The 24137-nt window shown below is 49.1% G+C and carries 21 protein-coding genes; 3 read left to right on the top strand and 18 right to left on the bottom strand.

Annotated features, from left to right (window positions below; all coding sequences use genetic code 11):
- Positions 1-22: 22 nt before the first annotated feature.
- From PAEAM_RS02375 to ytxJ, 11 genes are all read right to left on the bottom strand, one after another.
- A complete protein-coding gene (locus PAEAM_RS02375) occupies positions 23-724 on the bottom strand; it encodes a response regulator (protein ID WP_076210273.1) in 702 nt (233 codons plus the stop codon).
- A gap of 1 nt (position 725) precedes the next feature.
- The gene (locus PAEAM_RS02370) at positions 726-2312 is read right to left on the bottom strand and encodes an ATP-binding protein (protein ID WP_243391241.1); all 1587 of its coding nucleotides are present in this window, start codon (positions 2310-2312) and stop codon (positions 726-728) included.
- A 7-nt stretch (positions 2313-2319) separates the two neighbouring features.
- The gene (locus PAEAM_RS02365) at positions 2320-4659 is read right to left on the bottom strand and encodes a histidine kinase (protein ID WP_100526483.1); all 2340 of its coding nucleotides are present in this window, start codon (positions 4657-4659) and stop codon (positions 2320-2322) included.
- An 84-nt stretch (positions 4660-4743) separates the two neighbouring features.
- Positions 4744-5304: a potassium-transporting ATPase subunit KdpC gene (gene kdpC / locus PAEAM_RS02360; protein ID WP_100526482.1), complete on the bottom strand. Its 561-nt coding sequence runs from the start codon at positions 5302-5304 to the stop codon at positions 4744-4746.
- 61 nt (positions 5305-5365) lie between these two features.
- Positions 5366-7366: a potassium-transporting ATPase subunit KdpB gene (kdpB, locus tag PAEAM_RS02355; protein WP_243391243.1), complete on the bottom strand. Its 2001-nt coding sequence runs from the start codon at positions 7364-7366 to the stop codon at positions 5366-5368.
- A 213-nt stretch (positions 7367-7579) separates the two neighbouring features.
- Entirely contained in the window at positions 7580-9259 is a 1680-nt protein-coding gene (gene kdpA, locus PAEAM_RS02350) for a potassium-transporting ATPase subunit KdpA (protein WP_430210740.1), read from the bottom strand.
- 59 nt (positions 9260-9318) lie between these two features.
- Positions 9319-9381, bottom strand: a complete 63-nt coding sequence (locus tag PAEAM_RS32665; RefSeq protein ID WP_390924986.1) for a potassium-transporting ATPase subunit F — start codon at positions 9379-9381, stop codon at positions 9319-9321.
- A gap of 36 nt (positions 9382-9417) precedes the next feature.
- A complete protein-coding gene (locus PAEAM_RS31660; RefSeq protein WP_165789805.1) occupies positions 9418-9600 on the bottom strand; it encodes a hypothetical protein in 183 nt (60 codons plus the stop codon).
- A gap of 120 nt (positions 9601-9720) precedes the next feature.
- A complete protein-coding gene (locus PAEAM_RS02340) occupies positions 9721-10917 on the bottom strand; it encodes a spr1629 family repressor/antitoxin (RefSeq protein WP_100526480.1) in 1197 nt (398 codons plus the stop codon).
- Between the two features lie 32 nt (positions 10918-10949).
- Entirely contained in the window at positions 10950-11708 is a 759-nt protein-coding gene (locus PAEAM_RS02335; protein WP_100526479.1) for a spr1630 family ClpXP-sensitive toxin, read from the bottom strand.
- Between the two features lie 109 nt (positions 11709-11817).
- On the bottom strand, positions 11818-12357 hold the full coding sequence (gene ytxJ / locus PAEAM_RS02330; protein WP_243391240.1) for a bacillithiol system redox-active protein YtxJ: 540 nt from the start codon (positions 12355-12357) through the stop codon (positions 11818-11820).
- Positions 12358-12577: 220 nt separating this feature from the next.
- Here ytxJ and PAEAM_RS02325 point away from each other — a divergent pair, with 220 nt between their 5' ends.
- Complete coding sequence (locus PAEAM_RS02325) at positions 12578-13435, top strand: hypothetical protein (protein ID WP_100526505.1); 858 nt, start codon at positions 12578-12580, stop codon at positions 13433-13435.
- A gap of 113 nt (positions 13436-13548) precedes the next feature.
- Here PAEAM_RS02325 and PAEAM_RS02320 read toward each other — a convergent pair whose 3' ends face one another.
- From PAEAM_RS02320 to PAEAM_RS02310, 3 genes are all read right to left on the bottom strand, one after another.
- The gene (locus PAEAM_RS02320; RefSeq protein ID WP_100526478.1) at positions 13549-13977 is read right to left on the bottom strand and encodes a VOC family protein; all 429 of its coding nucleotides are present in this window, start codon (positions 13975-13977) and stop codon (positions 13549-13551) included.
- A gap of 168 nt (positions 13978-14145) precedes the next feature.
- Positions 14146-14706, bottom strand: coding sequence for a hypothetical protein (locus PAEAM_RS02315; RefSeq protein WP_100526477.1), 561 nt, complete (start codon positions 14704-14706; stop codon positions 14146-14148).
- A 79-nt stretch (positions 14707-14785) separates the two neighbouring features.
- Entirely contained in the window at positions 14786-15013 is a 228-nt protein-coding gene (locus tag PAEAM_RS02310; RefSeq protein WP_017691180.1) for a hypothetical protein, read from the bottom strand.
- A gap of 177 nt (positions 15014-15190) precedes the next feature.
- On the opposite strand from PAEAM_RS02310, the gene PAEAM_RS02305 reads away from it, so the two are divergent.
- Complete coding sequence (locus PAEAM_RS02305; protein WP_100526476.1) at positions 15191-16066, top strand: CPBP family glutamic-type intramembrane protease; 876 nt, start codon at positions 15191-15193, stop codon at positions 16064-16066.
- A 16-nt stretch (positions 16067-16082) separates the two neighbouring features.
- Positions 16083-16844, top strand: coding sequence for a MerR family transcriptional regulator (locus PAEAM_RS02300; protein ID WP_100526475.1), 762 nt, complete (start codon positions 16083-16085; stop codon positions 16842-16844).
- Positions 16845-16902: 58 nt separating this feature from the next.
- Here PAEAM_RS02300 and PAEAM_RS02295 read toward each other — a convergent pair whose 3' ends face one another.
- From PAEAM_RS02295 to PAEAM_RS02280, 4 genes are read right to left on the bottom strand one after another with little or no spacing between them, the layout of a single operon-like run.
- Positions 16903-17775: a sugar phosphate isomerase/epimerase family protein gene (locus PAEAM_RS02295; protein WP_100526474.1), complete on the bottom strand. Its 873-nt coding sequence runs from the start codon at positions 17773-17775 to the stop codon at positions 16903-16905.
- Between the two features lie 12 nt (positions 17776-17787).
- Positions 17788-18663 carry a sugar phosphate isomerase/epimerase family protein gene (locus PAEAM_RS02290; protein ID WP_100526473.1) on the bottom strand — a complete coding sequence of 292 codons (876 nt, stop codon included), beginning with the start codon at positions 18661-18663 and terminating at the stop codon, positions 17788-17790.
- 17 nt (positions 18664-18680) lie between these two features.
- Positions 18681-21812 (bottom strand): alpha-mannosidase, encoded by a 3132-nt coding sequence (locus PAEAM_RS02285; protein ID WP_100526472.1) that lies wholly within the window; start codon positions 21810-21812, stop codon positions 18681-18683.
- Positions 21809-24121 carry a glycoside hydrolase family 3 N-terminal domain-containing protein gene (locus tag PAEAM_RS02280; RefSeq protein WP_100526471.1) on the bottom strand — a complete coding sequence of 771 codons (2313 nt, stop codon included), beginning with the start codon at positions 24119-24121 and terminating at the stop codon, positions 21809-21811. The genes PAEAM_RS02285 and PAEAM_RS02280 overlap by 4 nt, the downstream gene beginning before the upstream one ends.
- Positions 24122-24137: the final 16 nt, after the last annotated feature.

Here is a 24137-nt window from a genome sequence, read left to right as displayed (position 1 = left end):
ACCCCCCGCTCTCCCTTGAACCTTATTCGGCAGGAAGCAAAAAGCGATAACCAATGCCAGGCTCCGTTTGAATATATCGCGGATTCGTCGGATCTTCATTTAATTTTTTACGCAGATGTCCCACATATACCCGAAGATAGTGGCTGTCAGACTCATGATGATGCCCTCCCCATACTTGCTGCAAAAGCTGACGCTGGGTGATGATCTTCCCCGCATTCGAGGCGAGCACCTTCAGCATCTCATATTCCGTTGGGGTTAATTTGACCAAAGTACCCTCCAGTTCCACCTGCCTTTGGGCCAGATCAATCGTGAGTGATCCGAAGCGTAGTATCGGCTCATCCGTCGTTTTGGCTACATGACGCAGCGCCACCCGAATACGGGCGACCAACTCACCCATTCCAAATGGTTTGGTCACATAATCATCTGCACCACCATCCAACGCGGCAATTTTGTCTCCCTCCTGATCCTTCGCTGTCAGCACAATAATCGGCACTTGTGACCATTCACGAATCCGGCGAAGCACCTCCATGCCAGACATGCCTGGCAAACCAAGATCAAGGATGATCAGATCCGGATGTACAATACTGGCCTGAATAACGCCCTCTTCGCCATCCCCACACTCGTGGAGTTCGAATTGGTGTGCCTGAAGGGTGACCTTGAGCAATTTGCGAATCTGCGGCTCATCATCGATCACCAGTATGCGAGCCCCTAGTGGTGCATTCATGTTATTCTTCAACCTCTCCTTGTTCTGAATAGGGAAACCGTGATCCGTGAGCCTCCATGGGAATATCTATGCGCATTCTCGTTCCCCCGCCCGGATTCGGCTCTGCTACAATAGTACCTCCGTGGACTTCCACAATGCCTTTGCAGATCGCCAGACCAAGCCCCGTTCCTGTGACATGCTGAGTCGACTCCGAGCGATAGAACTTATCAAATATACGTATTCTTTCCGCTTCCGGTATACCGATGCCTTGATCAGCTACCACGATCGTCAATTGACTTGGACTCTTATCACTCGTCACAGTGATGACAATCTGGCTCTCATCAGGCGAATATTTGATGGCGTTACTGACGATATTGACCAGTACCTGCTCCAGCAATACTTCATCTCCATAAATGAACACCGGATCATCAGGAAGTTCAACTTGAATGTTACGATGCGGACTGAATTCCCGAACTTGTGTCAGTACAACGCTGATTATATCTTCCACGTCACACCATTTCCGGTTCAGTTGCAACATGCCGCTCTCCAGCCGAACCATACCCAGCAGATTCGTGACGAGACGATTCATGCGTAAGGCTCCATCCCGAATGTTGCCTGTTAATTCTCTCCGATCCTCGGGTGTAAAAAGCGTATCATTCTCCAACAATCCTGTAGCCGAGCCGATAATGGCGGTTAGGGGCGTACGCAATTCATGAGAGACAGAATCCAGCAGCGCTGTGCGTATGCGCTCTGATTCGGCAGTGATTTGCGCTAATCTTGCCTCTTCCGCCAGCTTCACTCGGGCAATGGCACCTGCGGCCAGTCCGCCGCATGCCTCCAACAGACGAAGCTCTTCTTGCTGCTCATGAACCTCACCAGCGTCCATGCTCACGGCGAGCACGCCATGAATCTGCTCCTCTGTGCGTAGCGGCACGTAAAGCCCGAGAGATTCCCGTAAAGCGGATGATCCCTTACCTGCGACCTGTCCGTGATGATACACCCATTTGCCAATGGCAATCTCCGACTCCCCATCTCCCCAGCCATCCTTCTCCCCTTCGGATGCGGAAGAGCTTGTAACCAGCAGATCCCCCTGTCCATCCGGAAGATACACAGCCGCCGGCTTACCCAGGGTAAGCGATACTTGGGTTGCAATGTTAACCAGTAATGTATTCAGATCCGTAATAGCTGTCATCTGACGACTCAATGCGTACAGGGAGTTAGTCGTGGCCTCGCGTGCTTTTACCATCTCTAACTGTTGTCGCAATCGACCTGCAAGACTGGCTGTCAGGATCGCCACCGCAAGATATACAACAAAGGAGATGAGATATCTCAAATCCTCAACCGTAAAGCTCAAATATGGCGGGACAAAAAAGAAGTCAAACATAATGACGCTAAAACTCGCGGCATATACAGCTGGCCCCATTCCCCAATACACGGCACTCACCAGGACGGGAAACAGATATATAAGCGCTACATTAACCAAATCACCACTCATGCCGATGGCATGAAGCAGTAAAGTTAGCAGCGTCACCCCGAGGGTCACCCATACATATGCCGGAACCCGTTTCCCGTGGGCTGCCTGCGTTTCTTTTTTTATTTGTTCAGACAATATCCATTCACATCCCGCTCAGTTCATAATCATAATCTGCAACGATTAATACATCCAGATGCCGCGACAAGCGTACAAGTCGGTTGACCACCGACCCTGAGCCGCGGTAGCCATTCAGCCACCACACCCGTCTTGCCTGCCCGACCACCAGCTGGGTTGCTCTTGCCTCCGATGCCTTTCTTGCCAAAATCCCAGGTACATCGCGCAGTCTTGGACTGTGATGAATATGAAATAGACCACCAAGCCGAATCGTCAACTGCTCCAACGCTTCCAGATGGCACTTCACTTCGTCACTCATGGACTCACCGATGTGGATATGATGTACATGCCAGATGGCTTTTAGACGATAAGCCATGCGGAATCCGCGCCGGATCAGCCGCTCGGCATGACGATCACTGCTTACACATACAAAGACTGCTTCCTGCCTGCGCCAAGGTCCTCGAAGTGCAATTTTGGCCTGCTGTGTTTCAAGCCGTTCATCCACATCGTCCGCCAACTCACGCAGGGCAAGTTCACGCAAGGCAATAAGATTGCCGATTTTGAAGAAATTCGCAAGGGCTTGCTCGACCTTGGCAGTTGCATAGATTTTACCCTCCCTCATGCGCTGCCGCAAGGCCTGGGGTGCCACATCAATCAGCTGCACCTCATCCGCCATCTGAATGATCCGATCGGGTACGGTCTCGCGGACACGAACACCGGTAATATGTTCAACGGCATCATTCAGACTTTCGAGATGCTGTACGTTCATTGTGGTAATCACCGAGATGCCTGCATTCAGCAGGAGCAGGACATCTTCATAACGCTTTTGCCGGACACTTCCGGGCACATTCGTATGCGCCAGTTCATCCACAAGCACCACTTCCGGACAAAGTTGCAGAATACCCTCCGTGTCCATCTCTTCCAGACGAGTCTCCTGATAAACGCGCTTCGCGCGAGGGATCACAGACAGGTGACCCATCTGCTCCACGGTTTCCGCCCGCCCATGTGTCTCCAGCAAACCGATTTGCACATCGATGCCCTTACGGAGCAAATCATTGCCTTCCCGCAGCATCATGTAGGTTTTGCCTACACCGGGCGCGGCTCCGATATATATTTTGAATGTACCGCGCTGAATCTGGCCAATCTGTTCCTTCATTTCCTGCTCGCTTAGTCTGCGGTATGTCAGTGACTCCACATCGTTTACCTTGGCCGGAACCACACGTTCACCCTCCCGGGCAGCTCGATCAGCAACCAGAAACAGATCAACGCCACGTAATCTGCGTAGCAGCGAGTTAACAACGGACCCTTGCAACAGTTCCTGCCAGCGTGTACGCCGGGAGTGTCCCATCACAATCCGGGTAATCTGGTGCTCCATGGCGTAACGCGCCAGCGTAGACGGGATGTTGCGACGGTGTAATATAGACAACTCCTCCATATGGCCGCCAAACTTCTCTACCAGCTTGATCATATTACGCCGAAATACGGTTGCCTCTTTGGTTAATGGCTGCTTCATATTCCGAAAAACCACAGCGCATAAATCACCATTCAGCCGTTTGGCAATCTGTTGCCCACGCCGGATATAGATGGAGCCGTTCCAATGATATTGGGTGGACACCAGAATCCGCTCCATGATGCCTGTTGTGACGGTAATTCCCATCTCCTCCCGATGCTCACGCAGGGATTCATTCACCCCTTCCGCAACCAATCTCAGGGCCAGTTCGCGCAGAATACCCAGATTACCTTGACGAAATACAGCTTCACCCTCATGTCCCTGCAAATGACCCTCTGCAAGACGGTTCAGTATCGTTTCCGGCGTGACGTCTATCAGCTTCACTTCATCCGCAAGCTCCAATGTATCGGCAGGCACCGTATATTCTGCTGCGATCCCCGTAAGTTGTCGTGCCAGCTCGGTATACCCTTCCAGCTCATACACATTCACCGTTGTCATGACACTGATGTTGTTTCGGAGCAAAAACTGAATATCCTCCAGCCGGGTAGCATACCGAGCACCTTCTCTGTTGCGATGTGCCAAACCATCCACCAGTACAACCTCCGGATTACGCGCCAATAGTGCATCCAAGTTCAGATCCTTCATCTCTACATCATCACTCTGGCGCACCCAGTGAATGCTTGGAATCCTTTCGAGTGCGCCAAGCTGTTCTACCGTTTCCGGTCTGCGCATCGTGGACACGGCGCAGATGACCACATCAATGCCCTGTTGGCGTAATGTGTTCCCTTCCCGCAGCATGTGATACGTTTTGCCCGATCCGCTGACTGGGCCGATGTAGATTTTGAGGGTACCCTGCTGCAGCTTCGTAATCATCTTCAACATCTCTTCCGGTGACTTGCGCTTAAAGCTGTCTTCCATCCGTCCTCTCCCCTTTCTTGTTAATGTGAAGATAAAAATGGAGAAAGCCCCTCCCGATATATCGAGAGCAGGCTAATATGTTCGTTAGTTCAGTTCTGCTGTCAGCGCCAGATTCAGAGCCGTTACATTCACACGTGGTTCCCCGAATATACCCATCTGACGGCCTTCCGTATGCTCATTTACAAGTTGCACAAGCTGCTGTTCACTAAGCCCTGTAGCTTCACTAATGCGCGGGATCTGTGCCTCAGCGGCTTCGGGAGAGAGATCCGGGTCAAGTCCAGAGCCTGAACCCGTCACGAGATCAGCAGGGATCTGCTTCAATCCCGGGTTTTCCTGCTGGAGCTGAGCAATCTTTTCTTTCATCTCGCCGATATACTCCTCCGAGGCTACGGCGCGATTCGAACCGGCTGAAGCCGTTGGATCATAATTGGCATTTGATGCCCGGGGCTGGAACAGCCCCGGCGATTGGATTTCCTGCGCCAGCAGGGACGAGCCGATGATTTTCTCATCTTGCGTAATCAGACTGCCATTCGCCTGCGCAGGAAAGAGAAGCTGGGCTACACCAGTCGTTACAAGCGGGTAGATTAGGCCGCATATCAGCATAAGCACAACGGATAACCGTACGGCGGGCAAGAACATGTTCATACAGATCACTTCCTGAATTCATTAGGATAGAAGGACAATTTTGATAAGCGTTGTTATCTCGTTAAAGAATCCCCGACAGAACCATATCAATCAGCTTAATGCCGATAAAAGGTACAATCACGCCACCTACGCCATAGATGAACACATTGCGGCCAAGCAACCTTTCGGCAGACATCGCCCGATACTTAACCCCTTTCATCGCGATGGGAATAAGCAGCGGAATAATAATGGCGTTGAAGATCAGCGCCGACAGGATCGCAGACTGTGGTGAAGCCAGATTCATAATATTAAGCGCCTGAAGCTGCGGCATGGCGAGAATAAACATAGCTGGAATGATAGCAAAATACTTCGCAATATCATTGGATATCGAAAAGGTTGTGAGTGCGCCGCGTGTAATCAGTAGCTGCTTGCCAATGGAGACAACCGACAATAGCTTGGTCGGGTCGGAATCCAGGTCAATCATGTTGGCCGCTTCCTTGGCCGCCATGGTGCCCGAATTCATCGCCAGGCCCACATCAGCCTGCGCAAGAGCAGGAGCATCGTTGGTACCGTCGCCCGTCATAGCGACGAGCTTGCCCTCCTGCTGCTCTTTTTTGATCGCCGCAATCTTGTCCTCGGGCTTCGCTTCCGCAATAAAATCATCCACGCCCGCCTCCAGCGCTATGGTCGCTGCGGTCAGCGGATTGTCGCCTGTACACATAATGGTCTTGATGCCCATGGCGCGCATCTCGGCGAACTTCTCCTTCAGCCCTGGCTTCACAGTGTCTTTCAGATAGATCACACCGTAGATTCGCTCATCGATGGCAACAGCAAGCGGCGTGCCTCCAGCCTTCGCAATTCGATTTGCAATCTCATCCAGATCACCCGGTATACGGCCTCCTTCGGAAGCAATATATCTTTTGATCGCATCTACCGCACCTTTGCGGATCTTCATTCCGCCACTTAGATTTAGACCGGACATCCGGGTCTCTGCCGTGAACTCCACATTTTCCGCATTTGCATACTCCGTCTCAGCCCAGCTCTGGCCTTGTTTGCCTGCCAGTTCCACCACAGAACGCCCTTCCGGGGTCTCATCTCGCACAGAAGCCTGTAAAGCAGCTTGCGTCATCTCTGACGAAGTAATTCCCTGAACGGGAATAAACTCAGATGCCATACGGTTTCCGTATGTGATCGTCCCCGTTTTGTCCAAAATCAACGTATCGATATCCCCGGCCGCTTCCACCGCTTTACCCGACATGGCGAGCACATTAAACTGCGTAACACGGTCCATTCCGGCAATACCAATGGCGGACAGCAACCCACCAATTGTGCTTGGGATCAGGCAAACGAGAAGTGCGATCAGTGTCGCCAGATCCAATCGAATACCCAGGTAATTTGCCATGGGAACCATCGTCAGAATGACGATTAAGAAGATCAGGGTTAATACGGCGAGCAGGGTGGTCAGCGCGATTTCATTAGGTGTTTTCTGGCGCTGTGCACCCTCAACCAGAGAGATCATCCGGTCAAGAAATGACTCACCCGGATCGGTCTGAACACGCATGACGATGTAATCGGACACGACGCGTGTACCTCCGGTAACGGAAGAGAAATCGCCTCCTGCCTCCTTGATAACCGGGGCGGATTCTCCGGTAATGGCCGATTCATCAATAGAGGCCAAGCCTTCCATAATTTCACCGTCCGTCGGGATCAGTTCACCAACTTCCACACGGACCATATCGCCTTTTTTCAACTGGGTCGAAGACACTCGTCGGATGGTTCCATCCTTCTGCACCAGGTTGGCCAGGGTGTCCGACTTCGTCTTGCGTAACGTATCCGCCTGCGCCTTACCTCTTCCTTCTGCAAGTGCTTCTGCGAAGTTGGCGAACAACAACGTGAACAGCAAAATGAAAAACACGGCAATGTTGTACCCGCGCCCAGCCTCGGAGACGGTGAATAGATCGGGATTGATGCAGAGTAAGAGCGTAATGAATGTACCAACCTCGACAATAAACATGACCGGATTTTTGATCATGACCATCGGATTTAGCTTTTTAAACGCATCGAGTGAAGCCTGAAGTATCATATCCTTGCTTAACGACCGTTTCGATCCGGGATCACGTTGAATATTACCTCGGTTGTTATCCGGCTCATTGCCCTTCGTTCTAAACATTTCTGTATCCATGTGTTGCATCGTCTGCTCCTTCTTTCGTTCGACTGCATTCATCGTGCACTGCCACCTCCGTACGTTACGTCCTTATACCATACCAATTCCTCTGTTGCTCCCCTGTCATATCCCTCATTGAATCATCGCCAGATGCTCTGCAATCGGTCCAAGGGCAAGCGACGGGAAGAATGTGAGTGCACCGATAACAACGATCATCATGACCAGAATGCCAGCAAATAGAGGCGTGTGTGTACGCAGCGTACCTGTAGTTACCGGTACAACCCGTTTCGTAGCGAGTGAACCTGCAATAGCCAGCATGGCAATCATTGATACGTACCTTCCCAGCAGCATAACGATACCAATTGCGATGTTGTAAAAGTCTGTATTGGCATTCAGTCCGGCAAAGGCCGATCCGTTATTGGCCGCACCCGAGGCAAAAGCATAGAGAACTTCGGTCAGGCCATGCATTCCCCCGTTCGAGATGGACGCAATAGCTTCAGGCCGCATAAGCGCGATTGCCGTTGGCCCCAGAATAATCAAAGGATGAATGAGCAAGGCGATGGATGCGAGCTTCACTTCTTTGCCCTCGATTTTTTTGCCCAGAAACTCAGGTGTTCGTCCTACCATCAATCCACAGATAAACACAGCCAGAATCACATACAACAGTCCGTTGATCAGCCCTACCCCTTTGCCCCCAAACACGTTATTGAGCATCATCTGAGCCAGTGATACCATGCCTCCAAGTGGAGTGAGCGACTCGTGCATATTGTTGACCGAACCTGTTGTAGCCGCTGTCGTGACTGCCGTGAATAAAGCCGATTCGGGTATGCCAAACCTGACCTCTTTCCCCTCCATATTGCCCTGTAGACCTGCTGCATCCAGCGCGGGTACACCGCGATATTCGGAGACAAATACGGTGGTCAACATCACAAGGAAAAGAAAACTCATCGCCGCGAACAACGCCCAACCCTGCTTCCGGTTATTGACCATCAAGCCGAAGGCGTATACCAGTGCAGTGGGTAACAGCATCATACAGACGATATGCACCAGATTGCTCAGGGCCGTCGGATTCTCGAATGGATGTGCAGCATTGGTTCCAAACCAGCCACCACCGTTGGTGCCAATGTGTTTGATCGACTCCAGCGAAGCGACCAGTCCACGTGTGATCGTCTGCTGCGCGCCTTCCAGCGTGGTTGCATTCACCGCTCCCGCAAGCGTCTGAGGCACCCCCTGGAATACAAGGAACAAGGCTACGATGAAGCTCAGCGGTAAAAAAATCCTCGTAATCGACCGTACAAGATCGACGTAAAAGTTCCCCAGTTCATCCCGGCGGCCTATCAGCCCGCGAATGAACGCAATAGCCACCGCGAATCCGGTCGCTGCCGACGTAAACATCGGAAACGTCACGGCCAGCATCTGTGACAGATACGACAAGGCGTTCTCGCCCGTATACGACTGCCAGTTCGTGTTGGTCATGAACGAAACGGCCGTATTAAATGCCTGCGCCGCTGGCATATTGCCGATTCCATCCGGATTGAGCGGTAAATATTTTTGCAGCCGCAGCACCAGAAACATCAATACCAACATTACAAAGTTGGAGAGGAGAACGGCCGTGAGGTACTTTTTCCACCCCATGGACTCGTTCTCCCGTACCCCCATCACTCGATAGAGCAGTCGCTCCGGCCCACCGAAAACCCGATCCAGCCCCGTTCGCTGTCCATCAAACACGTTCACTATATATTTTCCCACCGGTTTAACCAACAGCAGGATGATCAGTAGCGTCACTGCTACTTGCACTACACCGATACCCATATCCGCATTTCCTCCCTATTCGACGTTCCCTTGTTCCTGCATTACGCACATTGTCAGCGTCAGAATTTCTCCGGCTTCACCAGCACATAACCGAGATATATCACCAGTGAGAGCACAATCATACCGATGACGATCATTTGGCATCCCCCTCTCTACCCTCAAGCCTTCTCGCAGAATTTCACGAATCCCCAAAACACCGCAAACAGCAGTACAACCAATCCAATCATCGTGGCATCATTCACCATGCGCCCTTCCTCCCTCTCTCTACCGTTCTCTGCACCTGCTACATGTAAAATCGTAATACGAAACGCTGTAAAAAAGGGGTAAAGAAATGCCCCCACAGGTGTAAAAAAAACGTAAAAAAGACCCGATCTCCTCAGCTCTGGGCTGAAAAGAACGGGTCTATCATCATTTTATACGGAGCACTCTATTACGTGCCAATCTATTACCTACCAGTCATTTCAAGAGCTACGTGTAGGCATTTCCCTAACATTTTTAATACTAGTTTGTGGCTTCTTCGTCATGTACTTGTTAAAAAAGTCGGTGTTTATTCCTGTCATATGATGAAAGAAGGTAGTTTCCACTTTCCAATCCTCCTCAATCATATAACGGATATCCACAAGACCTTTCTTGGAAAGCAGGTCAATAATGGTTTTAATTCGCATCGGCTTTTGAAGTGGAATCTCCCTGTCGAAAGGCTCCTTTTCCAGATATCCTCTTCGGTGCATCGCCGCATAGAAATTACGATGATCCTTAGCTTCCATCATTCCTAGATGCGCTGCTCTATATCCCAGCACTTGTAGGGAAGTCTTCCATTTATTTTTCAAATCAAGATATTGATCGGGATTCGTCTTATAAGTGATATCATTCATGTCCGATGAAAACTCTTCTTCGGGCAATAAAAATGCACCCGCAAACAGATTAGCTTCATTTTCAATCAATTTGTGTTCTTTTCGGTCCAGATTGACAAATTCAAGACGATAATGAAGCAACAAATGACCAAGCTCATGTGCAATATCGAAATTCCTACGAACCGCAGAACGTTTGATGTTGCCCAGTATGATAAACGGACGATCATTTCGTGTCCAAAGGCTGTACGCATCAATTTCTTCACCAATCGCTTTTTCAAAAACATATACACCACTTTTTTCGATCCGGAACATCAGGTTCTCATTCATGGATGGCTCCATATTCAGCCGTTGTCTCGCAAGATGGGCAACATAATGGATCTGAGTCGTACGATCATCGTCTGTATGGTTCATATACTCAATTGCCTCTTCCCGCAATTGGATAATATTCAATGTGGGAAGGCTGATCTGAGCGGTAATATAATTAATGAACGTGTCCAGATATTCTACATGCTTTGCTTCTGTCTGTGTCTTGGATATCACATTCATCACTTTTGAACGATAGGCAATGTTCATAACATCAATGTTGGCTGCGTTATTACGCTGTGTAAGCATATCTTTCGTATAAAAATACTTGCTTTTTACACTGAAAATGCGTTTCAACTCATTCACAATTGGCACCTTCGGAGAGGTATAAGCATTTTCATATTGCCAGACTGCTTGTTCTGTCACACCTAATTGTTCAGAGAGCTGTTTTCTCGAATACCCATGCATGATCCGCAAATTGGTCAAATTTTCACCAACGAACATGCTACTCCCTCCTTACTGAACGACACAGGGAATCACCCCCGCTGTTCTCCTTCCAAAATTTCAATATCATAAGCTGCCGGATCAACGATATCTTCCACATCAGGCGTAAGCGCCTCCCGTTCACTATCATCCAGTTCAGCACCAGAGATGAGGTCTGATAAGTCTTCTATAAAATAAGCGATATTATCATGCGGATTAGGCAGATAATGCTGAACCTTCGAAATTTGGTATGCATCATCAATAGCATAAGTGAGTATATGAAACTCATTATATGTAGATGCAAGATGTTCAAGTTCTTCTTTGACACGGCTGACCTGACTCTCTGAGATTGGAAAAGAAAGTTGCTCAACCCTCTCCAACTCACCATGTTCATTACGGCGTGGTTGAATCAAAGAAAATTCCAGATCGTTATTAATCTTGGAGAGATCGTGTAAATAGGTACGGAAAGCACCTTTGTTGTCAACGCCCGTAGGTAGCTTGGCACTGGAAAAACTATTCTCATTAAAGTAGGCTGCGTTCTTTATCAGAAGCAGAACTTTTGATTCTTCATGTGTGAACTGGAGATAATCCCATGTTAAACCTGCTTTGGATTTCTTGTGAGTGAATCCTTGTTCACCGCAATAATCTGCGATTTTGCTCTCAATAAAATTTCCCTTTGTCCAGGCAAAGGCTGAACTAATCTTCATGTTTCTCTTCCGATCTTTACGGTGATCAATATATTCGCGGTATCCTTCAACAATAGCATCAACAAGCATCTGACTATGTTCCGACTTGAACTTATATTGTTCCATATAGATCACTCCGATTCATAAATTGAAGACAAGTTATATTTTAATCGAAGTTCGTGTGCAAAGATATGATTTTTTTTGATATTTTTAAAGTAAACCTATCTCATACACTTCATCCAAATGGATTTTGTGCCCACTGCAATAATCTCTTTTTCGTGATTTTGCCATGGGAGGTATGTTTGACGACTTGTCCCTGATCGAGCAGAAGTACCTGTGGTGACTCATGGTGAACCTCTGTCTCTTCCGCAATGTGACGGGACAACGAGCGATTTTCAATCACTTTGACGATGCGGTAGTCCATAGGTTGTTTGGGATCTGATGCATGGGTGCCTACAAACGCCATAAACTCTCTGTACGCTCTCGCACTGGTCGGGCAAGTTGTGCTGTGTTTCAGGATAAGCACCGGATGATCCTGCGAGCGATGAAGCGCGTCTTCCCAGTCATCTGGTTTGTGCAATTCACGGACATGTTCGCTGAGCATATGTTCCGAGTCTGACCCTGCACGTTTGCTAACCACCGAACCAATCACAATGCCAAGCACCAAGCCAAAAGCAATCCCGAGTCCTAGCTGCTGCGTAGCCGTACCAATGCTAACTCCCATGGCAACGCCTATAGCAAGCCATACGGCTTGATGATTTACTTTTTTCTTCATGTAGATCTTCCCTTCCTGAAATATGTATATCAAGGCAACCTTCCCACCGTATATTCTGATCAAATTATAGCATAGGCCTCTGTGAGCTGGCGTTGATAATCTTCATCTCCGAGTACAGATTTCAGTGATTGGATTTATGCAAAATGCTCATTTGTGATACACTGGTTGTAATTTGGAAACGATGAACATGAAGAATGGATTGGAAGGGCGGAAATTCCATATGACATACGCATTTATGATTGAACCGCAGGATTTTATTGCGCTGGATAACGAAGATGAACTGATTGAGAAATGTCAGGAGTGGGGCCTGCTTTCCGGTAAAGCGACCAAACTCAAAACGTTCTATTATAAAGGAAACGGATTGAACATGCCCTGCACCATCATTGGATATGTGGATCACATGGCAGCCGTTATTCAATTGGATAATGGACAAAAACATTGTATTCACCCGTCTTATCTGAAGGAAATGCAAGCGTCCAGTTACAGCGCCAGAAGCATAGGCACAGCCGGATCAGATCGCAGCACAGAATCGGCAACTTCGGATACAGTCGTACCAGTTACCCCTGCTGAACTTACGCAAACTCCAGATGCCCTGGTTAACCTGGATGAAATTCCGCCGGATCTGGATGATTCGGACGACACGGACACAGATGAATTCTCCTCTGGGCTAAAGGGTGATCCGGATGGGCTAGTAGAAGAGTATGTTGGACCTCAGTCTGGGGCAGCAAGTGATGCCAAACCCAAACCCAAAACAGCGAGCAAAGCTAAGAGCGTCAAAATTGATCTGCCAGAAGGCAAAGTGAAGATGAGTGCCGTTGTCAAAGAGTTCACCACCGTACCGAATCACTTCTCTGACAATGACGACGAAGTCATCATCTATGAAGCAGTTACCATTACGGAGCCAGACGTCATTGATGTTGGGGAAGCCTGGTCTAGCCACAGTGCCACCGTTAAGAAACAGGAACTGGAAGTGGGCGACGTTATCACGTTTGAAGCGAAAATTATCAAGAAGAAGCTGACACGTAACCCGGTTCCCTATAAAATCAACAATCCTTCCAAGATTCAGAAGGAAGACTAATCAAGGAAGATTAATCACGAGTCATTACAAAAAAACAAAAAACCTCCAAGACTGCCTGAAGCAGATCGCGGAGGTTTTGCCATTTGTAGGCTATATTAGCGAAGAGTACGCTCTTAAGCTTGTCCCGGCGTAGCATTAACCTGAAAATGTACGCCGAATTTGTCGACAACCGTGCCGTAGGCTGGACTCCAGAACGTCTCTTGTATCGCCATTTCCACTACCCCGCCATCTTCCAGTTGGCTGAAAATTGCTTTGGCTTCATCCACAGTATCCGTGTTCACAGTAATACTAACATGATTACCTATGGTGTACGGCATGCCTGGAAATGTATCGGACAACATTAATACCGAGCTGCCAATCTGCAAAGAAGCATGCATAATACGGTCCTTTGCTTCTGGCGGGATGGGGTGATTCGGGTCAGATGGACCGTCGCCAAATGTTTGTAGTGCGAGCACTTCGGCTCCAAATGCCTTTTGATAAAAATCTACCGCTTCACGTCCATTACCATCTGTTATCAGATACACATTCAAGCTGATCGACATGCGTTCTTCATCTCCTTGGGCTCATGTAATTTATACGATTCACGCCACTTGCGACATGAGTATATATGAACAGGTTGTCCTTTGACAAGCGTATATTTCTACACTCATCTCTGCGGACCTTTACACGATTAGGGTTACCAACATATTCTTAATCCATCCCTCTCTCCACTACTTCTTGCGCCTGCGTATATAGTAGAGAACCGTGATCAGAACACCCGGAACCAGTGCTGCAAAACTGGCATAGATCAGACACCATTTCAACAGGGTAAATAGCGGAGTGAGTTCGGCAAGCACAGGCGTACGTTCAGGATAACGATACATGATCAGGGACGCACCTATATTTTCAAGCATGTCCATAGCCCAACCGAAGACCGGAATCAGATTCACCCAATGCCAGCGACTTTTTACCGGAAGCACGCGATAGAGTATCGATAACAGAACAACCAAAAGAAACAGATAGGCCAAGGGCCATATGAGGTCAAATGTGAACCGTGCCTGAATATAGGCGCTCCGCCCTGCTTCACCATACTGCTCAGCCATCTGATACAGATCATCCGCAGTGTACAGAAAAGAGGAATCCGGGGACTGCCCTCCACCGGTGGCTTCCTCCGACTTTGCCGCCTGCCAGGGCAGAATGAATGCAATAAAGCAGGCAAAAACAACAATCGCAGCTACAACCCATTTCCAATTCACCCGCTGATAGAAACAACCTGACACTTTATTCAGCACGTTCTGTCCCCTTTCCGATAAAAAAAAGACCACTCTCCCGAATCCTATCGGTAAAATGGTTGTGTTCAATCCTATGAAGTTATCGAGCTTGAACGATGTTATCTATTTCACTTTTCAATAAGAGGTATCGGTGAACACTTCTCATGATCGGGACCTTCGTTAGTTTGTTCTTGTCCACGTACAGTTTCATCTGGTCTTTGGTCAAACCAAGCAAACTTCCAGCTTCCGATACCGTCAACACTACCTCGGGGTTCGTAGCATTAAACGTCCTCTTTACTTTCTGATTCCAGTCCTCGAATACCTGCATAGATCAGTGACATCTCCTATCCATAGCCAGTTATTATCAGGCTGAATATATCCAGTATACCACACTTGTGCTGCTCGTAACTTAATCCTTGCGCAGAACCATATTCTGATAGGCATATTTCCTGCTTGACCCTGACGTTAACTCGAGGGTTTATACTGGCTTCAGGAGGGGATTAGCATGAGTATGTCACCTGAACATGTAACCAAGAAACGACGCAGTAGTGGAATAGCTATTATTGGAATGAGTTGGTTAACGATGACATTGGGTCTGTTTTTTGCTACACTCGCAGGGGAGTTTGTCAGCACTATTGGTGCTGCTGATTGGATGGTTCATCTCACCCAAGCTGTTGTCATTATTAGTATCGTCTTGCCCGTACTATTCGTCATTCGAAGACACTTCCATATGAAGTCCGTTCTTCTTCCTCTGACAGGAAAAAGCATAATTCACTTGCTCTTTGGCGCATTATTTGCCACTTCTCTGGCCTTCATCGGGTTAGCGATAGCTAGTATGAACAACTGGATTACGATTACGGAGTGGCACTTCTCAGCCGAGTTCTTGCTTGCTGTCGTACTTAATAGTTGTATTGCTTTCTTGTATGAAGCTTTGCCAGAGGAACTATCCATGCGAGGCATGGTCTATGATGGATTACGCTCCAGACTGCGACTTCCTGTGTTTTTCGCTTATGTAACTCAAATCATACTCTTTCTGCTGGTTCCGATGAGTGTCAGCCTATTGCAAGAACTCGTCGGTATGGATGCCGGAAACCGGATAACCTTGGATTATATGATCCTGCTCTTGACCTATGGAATTACGTTACAGCTTCTGCGCAGTTTGACCGGTTCTCTATGGGCCTCCATCGGATTTCATGTCGCTTACCTGGAGGTAGCCAGATTCGTTGTTATGCCAGGTGATAGACCGGCATTGTTAAGCTATACCGCGCAAGATAACGGGTTGGCCGAAATATTTATTTTGTATATGATGATAATCTTCGTCGGTGGGATCATTCTGACGGTGCTCAATGCATGGCGCTGGTGGAGGATACATAAATCATGAGGGAGGGATCTGCCTGTTGTATACCGTTGGACAACTATCCAAACATACCGGAGTATCCATCCGAACACTGCATTATTATGAGAAGCTGGGTTTACTGCGACCGGCCCGTAATGAGAACAATCAGTATCGCTTATATGGTGAAAAGGATATTTTACGGCTTCAGCAGATTACCATTCTGAAGAAAATGCATTTTAAATTGAATGAGATTGGAGAATTCCTCGATCAGGATGCTACTCGCTCTGAACCAGAAAGTAATCTCACTTTATGGAATAATACGTTGGAACAACAACTGGCCGTCGTTAAGGAACAGCAGGAGAGATTAAGCAAGGTCGAGCATCTTCTTTTTTCAACTATATATGCCATCAGAGCCTCCGGTAAAATCAGTCTGGATGAGATGCTGGGTTTCATCCGTGAACTGGATCAACCTCCGGGCAAGTTCCGTCAAGATGTTTTTACACCTGAAGAAATGGAATCGTTACCTCTGAATAATCAGAACGATTCAATATCCATGGAATGGGCCGATATTCTTAAAGATGTTCATACATGCAAAATGGAACCTCCGGATTCCGAAGCCTCACGGTTACTGGCCATCCGAATCTCTGATTATGCTGAAAGGGCTTTTCAAGGAAATGCAGAATTGGCAGAAAAATATTGGGATTATATCACCCCAGAGGATGATCAGTCAGCTCGTGTATATGGTATGACAACGGATACCATGCGTTACATCGAAATGATCCTGGACCGATGGACAGTCCAGAATCCTGATGATCAACAATAAGAGCCACTTCGAAAAGTGGCCCTTGATCCATTCCCTTATTATGTTTCATCATGCTTCGTTACGCCTCTTCCCAGAAGCGGCGCAGGTTGTCCATGGCGATTTTGGATGCGGATTTACATTCCTCCATGCCTTCAAACTCCACTGTAATATTGCCATCATAGCCGGAGTCTTTGATCAGCTTTACAATTTTACGAATTGGAATGTCACCTTGTCCAACGATGGCCCCACGCAGGAAGTTACCGTTGGCCGTCGTAAACCATTCACCCTCACCTGGATGCTCATCATAAGGACGGAAGTAAAAATCTTTGAAGTGGACCAGAGAAGCGTACGGCAGATTTTTCATGACACCAATGATCGGATTCTCATCCACACACATGAAGTTTCCAATATCGAGTGTTGTTTTGAAGTTCGGACGATCTACAGCATGCAGAACACGCTGCACCCGATCACTCGCCTGCACGCTGAAACCGTGATTTTCAATGGTTGTCGTGATGCCAAACTGCGCGGCATAGTCCGCAATGATCTGGCTTCCCCGCATCATCAGCGGCAGATTTTGCTCGAACCAGGCAATGGTCATCTTCTCCTTTGGCAGGCTAAACGCCGTGACGTCATGACGCAGATGTTTTACACCCATCCGGTGTACGACATCCACATGTCTTTTGACCCGAGCCATCTCCTCTTCAAACGCCTCTTCCGTCTCCTGCACGAAGTTCGCTGGCAACGAGTAGTTGGACAGTTCAATACCCTTAGACGCTGCCCGTTCCCGAATCGCATCCGCCAGATCGTGATTATCCTCAACAGTGTAACCGTAAGGAACCATTTCCATATGCTCGCCGCCGTTCGCCGCAATCCAGTCGATCACATCCAGCACCGTCATCTCACCGGAATTCAAATCGTTCAACAAACTATACGTGCTCAGGCCCACTTTCATCTGCTCAGCTCCCTATCGATATTGTTGGATAAATCGAACCGCCTTGCGAATATCCTCCTCCGGCTGATGACCAACCTCGCGTTCAATCGTCAGATAACCGGTGTAACCAACCTCCTGAAGCGCTGCAAAGTATCCGTCAAAATCAACGCCACCTTCGCCCAGCGGCACCTCACGGAAGAAAGTCCCGGAAGAGACCATCTCGGCAATCTTATCGTGATCCATAGGGGCATAACCGACCGCTCCGTATACGTCTCGTGGGTCAACTTCCTTCAGCCGCACACCATCCTTAACATGAGTATGTACGATGTAATCCTTGAGCAGATGAACGCCCCTCGCCGGATCATCTCCGGTCACCATCACCATATTCGCCGGGTCAAAATTCACCGATACTCCGTTGGTCGATAACGTATCCAGGAATCCTTTCAAGTCAGCAGCCGTTTCCGGTCCTGTCTCAATGGCAAAGTATGCGCCAACACTTTTGGCGTATTGGCCCAGTTCCTCACAAGCAGCATGCAGCGTAGCATAAACTTCCGATGAAGGGTCATGTGGAACAATGCCGATATGTGTTGTGACGATGTTGGTGCCCAGATCGAGGGCCAGATCCACGATCCGCTTCGACTTCTCTACTTTCCACGGATTATCTTCCTTGACCTGAAACCCATGTCCGCCCAGGTCACCGACCAATGCTGAAATGTCGAGACCCAGAGAATCGATGTAACTCTTTAACTCTTTGCGCGCCGCAGGTGACAAATTTTCAGGGTCCATCTCTCCCTTGACGGCGTAGATCTGCACACCTTCTGCACCCACGTCTTTGGCTTTGTTCAACCCTTCCCGTACACCTACGCCAAAACTATCCACGATGACACCGATCTTATTCGTTAATTTCATGTCATACCTCCTGAAGATTACGTATTTGGATTCATTGGAACAAGCTTCACTGACTTAATCTCATACGGTTTGAATGTCAGTTCGAATGCTCCGTTCGGACAAACCAACGGATGGATCTCATCCTCCAGCAGATTAATGATGGACGCTTTGATTTCCTTTTCAGTCCACTGAACCTGCACCGTTTCCCGACCTCCGGATGATTCGTAGAAACGTAGTACTGTTCCCGAACCGTCTTCCGCGGGCTTGATTGCATCCAGAATAACATGTTCACTGTGGAACTGAACCCAAGCGTGTTCGGCTGGCAATTGACCCGAAGAATGACTCGCTGTTACAACTTCCACCGGATGATTCAGCTCCATCGCCCGGCGAACGACGGCAGCTTGTCGCCAATCGCCTTGGTGGGGCAGGATCGAATACGTGAATTCATGATCGCCCTGATCGGCATGTTCATCCGGCCATTTCGGGGCACGAAGCAGGGACAGGCGGATCGTCCGATCCTTGATGTCGTACCCGTACTTGCAATCATTCATCAAACTCACACCGCTGTTGCCCTCCGAGATGTCCGCCCAACGATGCCCGCAGACCTCGAACTGCGCCTGCTCCCAACTGGTGTTGTTATGAGTTGGACGCTCCAACGCTCCAAACGGAATCTCATAGGCTGCTTTGGCTGCCACCAGATCCACCGGAAAGGCCACCTTGAGCAGTTTATGGCTCTCATTCCAGTTCACTTTTGTACGGAAATCAACACGCCGCTGGTAACGATGCAAAATGATATCCTGACTGATCTCCGATTGATTCAACTTCCAGACAAAGCGTAGTACATCTCGCGTAGCCCCGCGCTGTACAATCTCTCTGGAGATCAACTGCACCGCACCAGCTCGCTGGGATTCAAATCGTGGATCGATATCCCATGCATCCCAGTACGTCGGTTTGTCGTGGAAAAACTGCCACTCATTCGCCCGATCACCAGGCTTCAGCCAGTCACGTCCTACCGTTTTGTCATACCATCGAGTGATCTCTCCCAAGTCATTAAACTCAAGCGTGTAAAATTCAGTTTCCCACGTGGAAGGGAAGGATTTTTCTTCCCTTACTGGAAGGATAACATCCGATGCTTCGCGCAGCCATATGGTTGTATACCCAAAAGCAGGAATCGATGGAACATGCACGAGTAGCGTATACTTGTCTTCCTTTTCTTCAAGATCACAGGCCAGACGGTTTCCTTGACGATCAAATGCTGCCATCCCGGCGAGGTGGGCATCCCCTGTAATGGTGATATTCTCTCCACGTTCCCAGCCAAGGCTGTTGAATATAATATAGGGGAGACCATCGACTTCATCTGTTGCAATGTTCTCCGCAAGGGTATCCAGCGTTTCCCGCAGTGCGGATGTACCCAGTGCAAATACTTTCGTGTACTCCTCGGTGGACGTTACGTAAACTTCTGGAATCGACGTTCCCGGAATAATGTCATGGAATTGGTTGAGCATAATCAACTTCCAGCCTTCATCCAGATCATTCTTCGTGTGCGCGCCGTAAGCCCCGGCAAATTGCCCCCAGATTTCCGCTTCCCGGTACAATACCTCTGCCTTACGGTTGCTACGTTTGTTCCTCGCATGAGTTGTATACGTTCCGCGATGCAGTTCCAGATACAAGTCCCCGTGCCATTTCGGCAACGTCGGATTATTTAATGATATGTCTTCAAAAAAAGCGCCTGCTGTGCTGAATTTACTGATTGGCTGCCCCACCATCAAGTGGGATCGCTCCGCAAACTCCACCATCTCATTCGTCACGCCGCCACCACCATCGCCATGTCCGTAAAGCAACATTTGCTCAGGGTGAACATCCTTTTGTTTAAATGATTGCCAATGTTCATCCACATCTTTGGGACGCGTATGCTCATTCACCCCATGGTTCAGATACGCAAGTACCGAAGTACCATCAATGCCTACCCAGTCGAAGAGGTCATACGGAAACGCATTGGTATCATTCCAATTCAGCTTGGTGGTCATAAAATAAGGAATACCCGCGAGTTTCAGCATCTGCGGTAAGGAAGCGCAGTAGCCAAAGGTATCCGGCAGCCACTCGATGTTGGAGCGTTTGCCAAACTCCGCCTGGTAGAAATTCTGTCCATACAGAATCTGCCGAACTAACGACTCGCCACTCGGAATATTCAGATCCGGCTCGACCCACATGCCTCCGACCAGCTCCCAGCGGCCTTCAGCAATACGGGCTTTAACTCGCTCGTACAACTCCGGGTAATGATCCTTTACGAAGGCATACAACTGCGGTTGGCTCTGGGAATACACAAAATCCGGGTACGTATCCATCAAGGTGCACATGGTCGAAAATGTGCGACTGGACTTGCGAACCGTCTCACGTACAGGCCACAGCCAGGCTATATCAATGTGGGATTGTCCAACCAGGTGCATGAAGCCACTTCGATATTCCTCCGGGTCTTCCTGCTGTACCGACTGTGCTAATGCATATTCGAAGTTCTGTATCCAGGCTGTATCACTCCAGCGTTCCGGGTCATTGTACATGTTATCCATCACCTGATGAATAGCCTGAACAAGTGCCATCCGCTTGGGCTCCTTCTCGTTATATGCCCGGAGCGACTCGGCGAGTACCGTAACGCTGTACATCAGGCTCTGCAGTGGCTGATTAACATGCACCAATGCTGCCCGAATGCCCTGAATAGGCGGCTGAATGACAGCTTGTCGGTTGAGTGGATCATGCGGCTCTGGAATCGGATCGTAGAGTTCAATCTCCAACTGCGGCGTATCCCCTACCCGACTTCTCGGTAGGGGTACGAACCCGTGGTTCCGGTCTAGTCCATGATAAGGCATGTCATTCACCTTAAGCAGCCCTTCTCCTCCGGCCTCGAAGATCAGCCCAACGGCTTGATCCTGCCATTCCGCCGGAATCTCCACACGTTTGCTCAGAAAATACGTCGTTCCATGTACGCTGTTCAGCGGATTCAATCTTTGCATAGCCTTGTCTGCCTGCTCATCTTCATTTACTTCTGCCTGTTCGTACTCGTATTCCCCTGGCCGAATGTATCTGGCCCTCTGCATCTCCCACGCTGGAAGCTCGATCGTATCCAGCCATTGTCGGTGCTTCAGATCTTCGATGAATCGCTGAATTCGAATCATACCTCCACCCCCACCTTCTGGATCTGCAGACTGCAAGCGGTCCAGTCAGCCGAATTGCGGCCAACCATGAGCCTGAATTCACCCGGTTCTACGACAGATTGGAGACGTGAGTCGATCAGTGCGAGGTGTTCTTTTTGCACAGGGAATGTAACGGTCTGAGTCTGTCCTGGCTCCAGATGGATTTTACGAAAACCTTTCAGTGACATTTCAGCTCGCGTGACCGAAGCTGATACATCCGTGATATACAACTGCACAACCTCACTTCCCGCAACCGCTCCGGTATTCGTGACTTCAACCATCACCTGAGCTTCATCGTCCGGGCCGATGATTTCTGGCATTACTCTTACATTCTCGTATTTGAATTCGGTGTAGCTCAGTCCATATCCAAACGGATACTGCGGCGCCAGATCCATCTCCAGATACCGTTTGCCACGAGTGCGTTTGGCATGATAATAGACCGGAAGTTGCCCAACATGCTTGGGAATGGAGACGGTAAGACGACCCGATGGATTCACATCGCCAAACAGAATATCCGCAATCGCGTTACCACCTTCCTGTCCGGGGTACCACGCTTCCACAATGGCATGGACATGCTCATCAATCCAAGGTTCAGCAATGGGACGGCCGTTAATATACACAACGATAACGGGTTTCCCCAGCTTATGTACCTCCTGCACCAGCTCCAATTGAACACCCATGAGATTCAGGGAAGCCCGGTCAATGCCTTCGCCGCACTCCATATCATTCCATGGGTCATCGGTTACCACAGACGCTCCTGTCCGCAAGTCGATCGTGCCTTCACCAAAATCGCGGGCGCTGGAACCGCCCATCACCATCACGATGACATCGGCCTGTTCCGCACAGGCGAGCGCTTGCGCAAAGCCCTCTTTGGAATCGCCTTTAATCCGGCAACCCGGTGCGTACAACACCTGACCCGAATCCGCGCCAAGCTTGCGCGTAATGCCATCCAGTACGGTGACGATCTGTTCTCTCGGCTGTGGCGAGGTATAGTCTCCAAGCTGGTTATAGATATGGTTCGCGTTCGGACCAATGACAGCTAGCTTTGTACCTGTTTTGGCAAGCGGAAGAGTATTTTCCTCATTTTTCAGTAAAACAATCCCCTCTTGTGCAACTTCCCTCGCCAGCTGAATATGGTCTTCACATCCGATGACTTGTTCGGCAAACTCTGGATCTACGAAAGGCTTTTCAAATAGCCCAAGTCTGAATTTCATCTCCAACACCCGCCGCACAGCCAAGTCCAGATCCTTCTCTTCGATCAATCCCTGCTCAAGCGCCTGACCGAGATGTTTGCGATACATGTACCCGGACATCTCCATGTCCACACCTGCCTGAAGGGACTGTGCCACGGCCTGCTCCCCGTTCTCAGCGGTGTTATGTCCATGGACTAACATCTGAATGGCGCCAAAATCAGTAATCACAAACCCATCAAAACCCCACTGCTCACGCAGCAGGTCATTCAGCAGATACGTACTTGACGTGCAAGGTACGCCATCAATCTCGTTATACGCGGTCATCACGGAGCAAGCCCCGGCTTCTACTGCTTTTTTGAACGGCAACAGATCTATTTCATGCAATTCACGTAATCCCATATGAACTGGAGCAGCATTACGTCCACCCTCTGAGCTGCCATAAGCCGCAAAATGCTTAAGTGTCGCCACAATTGTCTGGTTGGAATCGAGGCGGTCACCCTGTAGTCCCTTCATGGCTTCTACTGCAAATTCACCAATCAAGTATGGATCTTCGGCAAAACATTCCTCCGTCCGTCCCCATCTCGGGTCACGCACGACATCCAGCACCGGGGAATACGTTGCCGCTCCCCCCTGACTCCGGGTCTCCACAGCGATGGCTTCACACATCTTGCGGTATAACTCCATATTCCATGTGCTGCCCACCATTAACGGTACCGGAAATACAGTCGCTCCAATTGCCATATGCCCGTGGGAACACTCTTCCCCAAACAAAATGGGAATGCCCAGCCGGGAGTGCTCCATGGCATACTGCTGAATGACATTTGTTGCAACGGCTCCCTGCCGTGGAGTAAGCCCCGTTTCCAACGTCACTTCAGTCCATGGATCGGCCCGAAGCACACCATACAGAGAACCAACACCCCCCTGTTCCATGTCCGCTTTGAACTCTTCCGTCACCCGTACTGTACCATCTGCTGCCTTCACATACGTCTTCCATCCCATCGGCTGGATGAGTTGTCCAATCTTCTCCGCCGTTGTCATCCGTCCGATCAGATCCTGAACCCGTTCCTGAATGGGAAGCGAAGCATCTTTATAGTCCATATGCACATTCTCCTTA

It is taken from the genome of Paenibacillus sp. GM1FR (genome assembly GCF_002803315.1).
In the GTDB taxonomy this organism is placed as follows: domain Bacteria; phylum Bacillota; class Bacilli; order Paenibacillales; family Paenibacillaceae; genus Paenibacillus; species Paenibacillus amylolyticus.
This window is presented reverse-complemented; position numbering and strand designations above follow the sequence as displayed.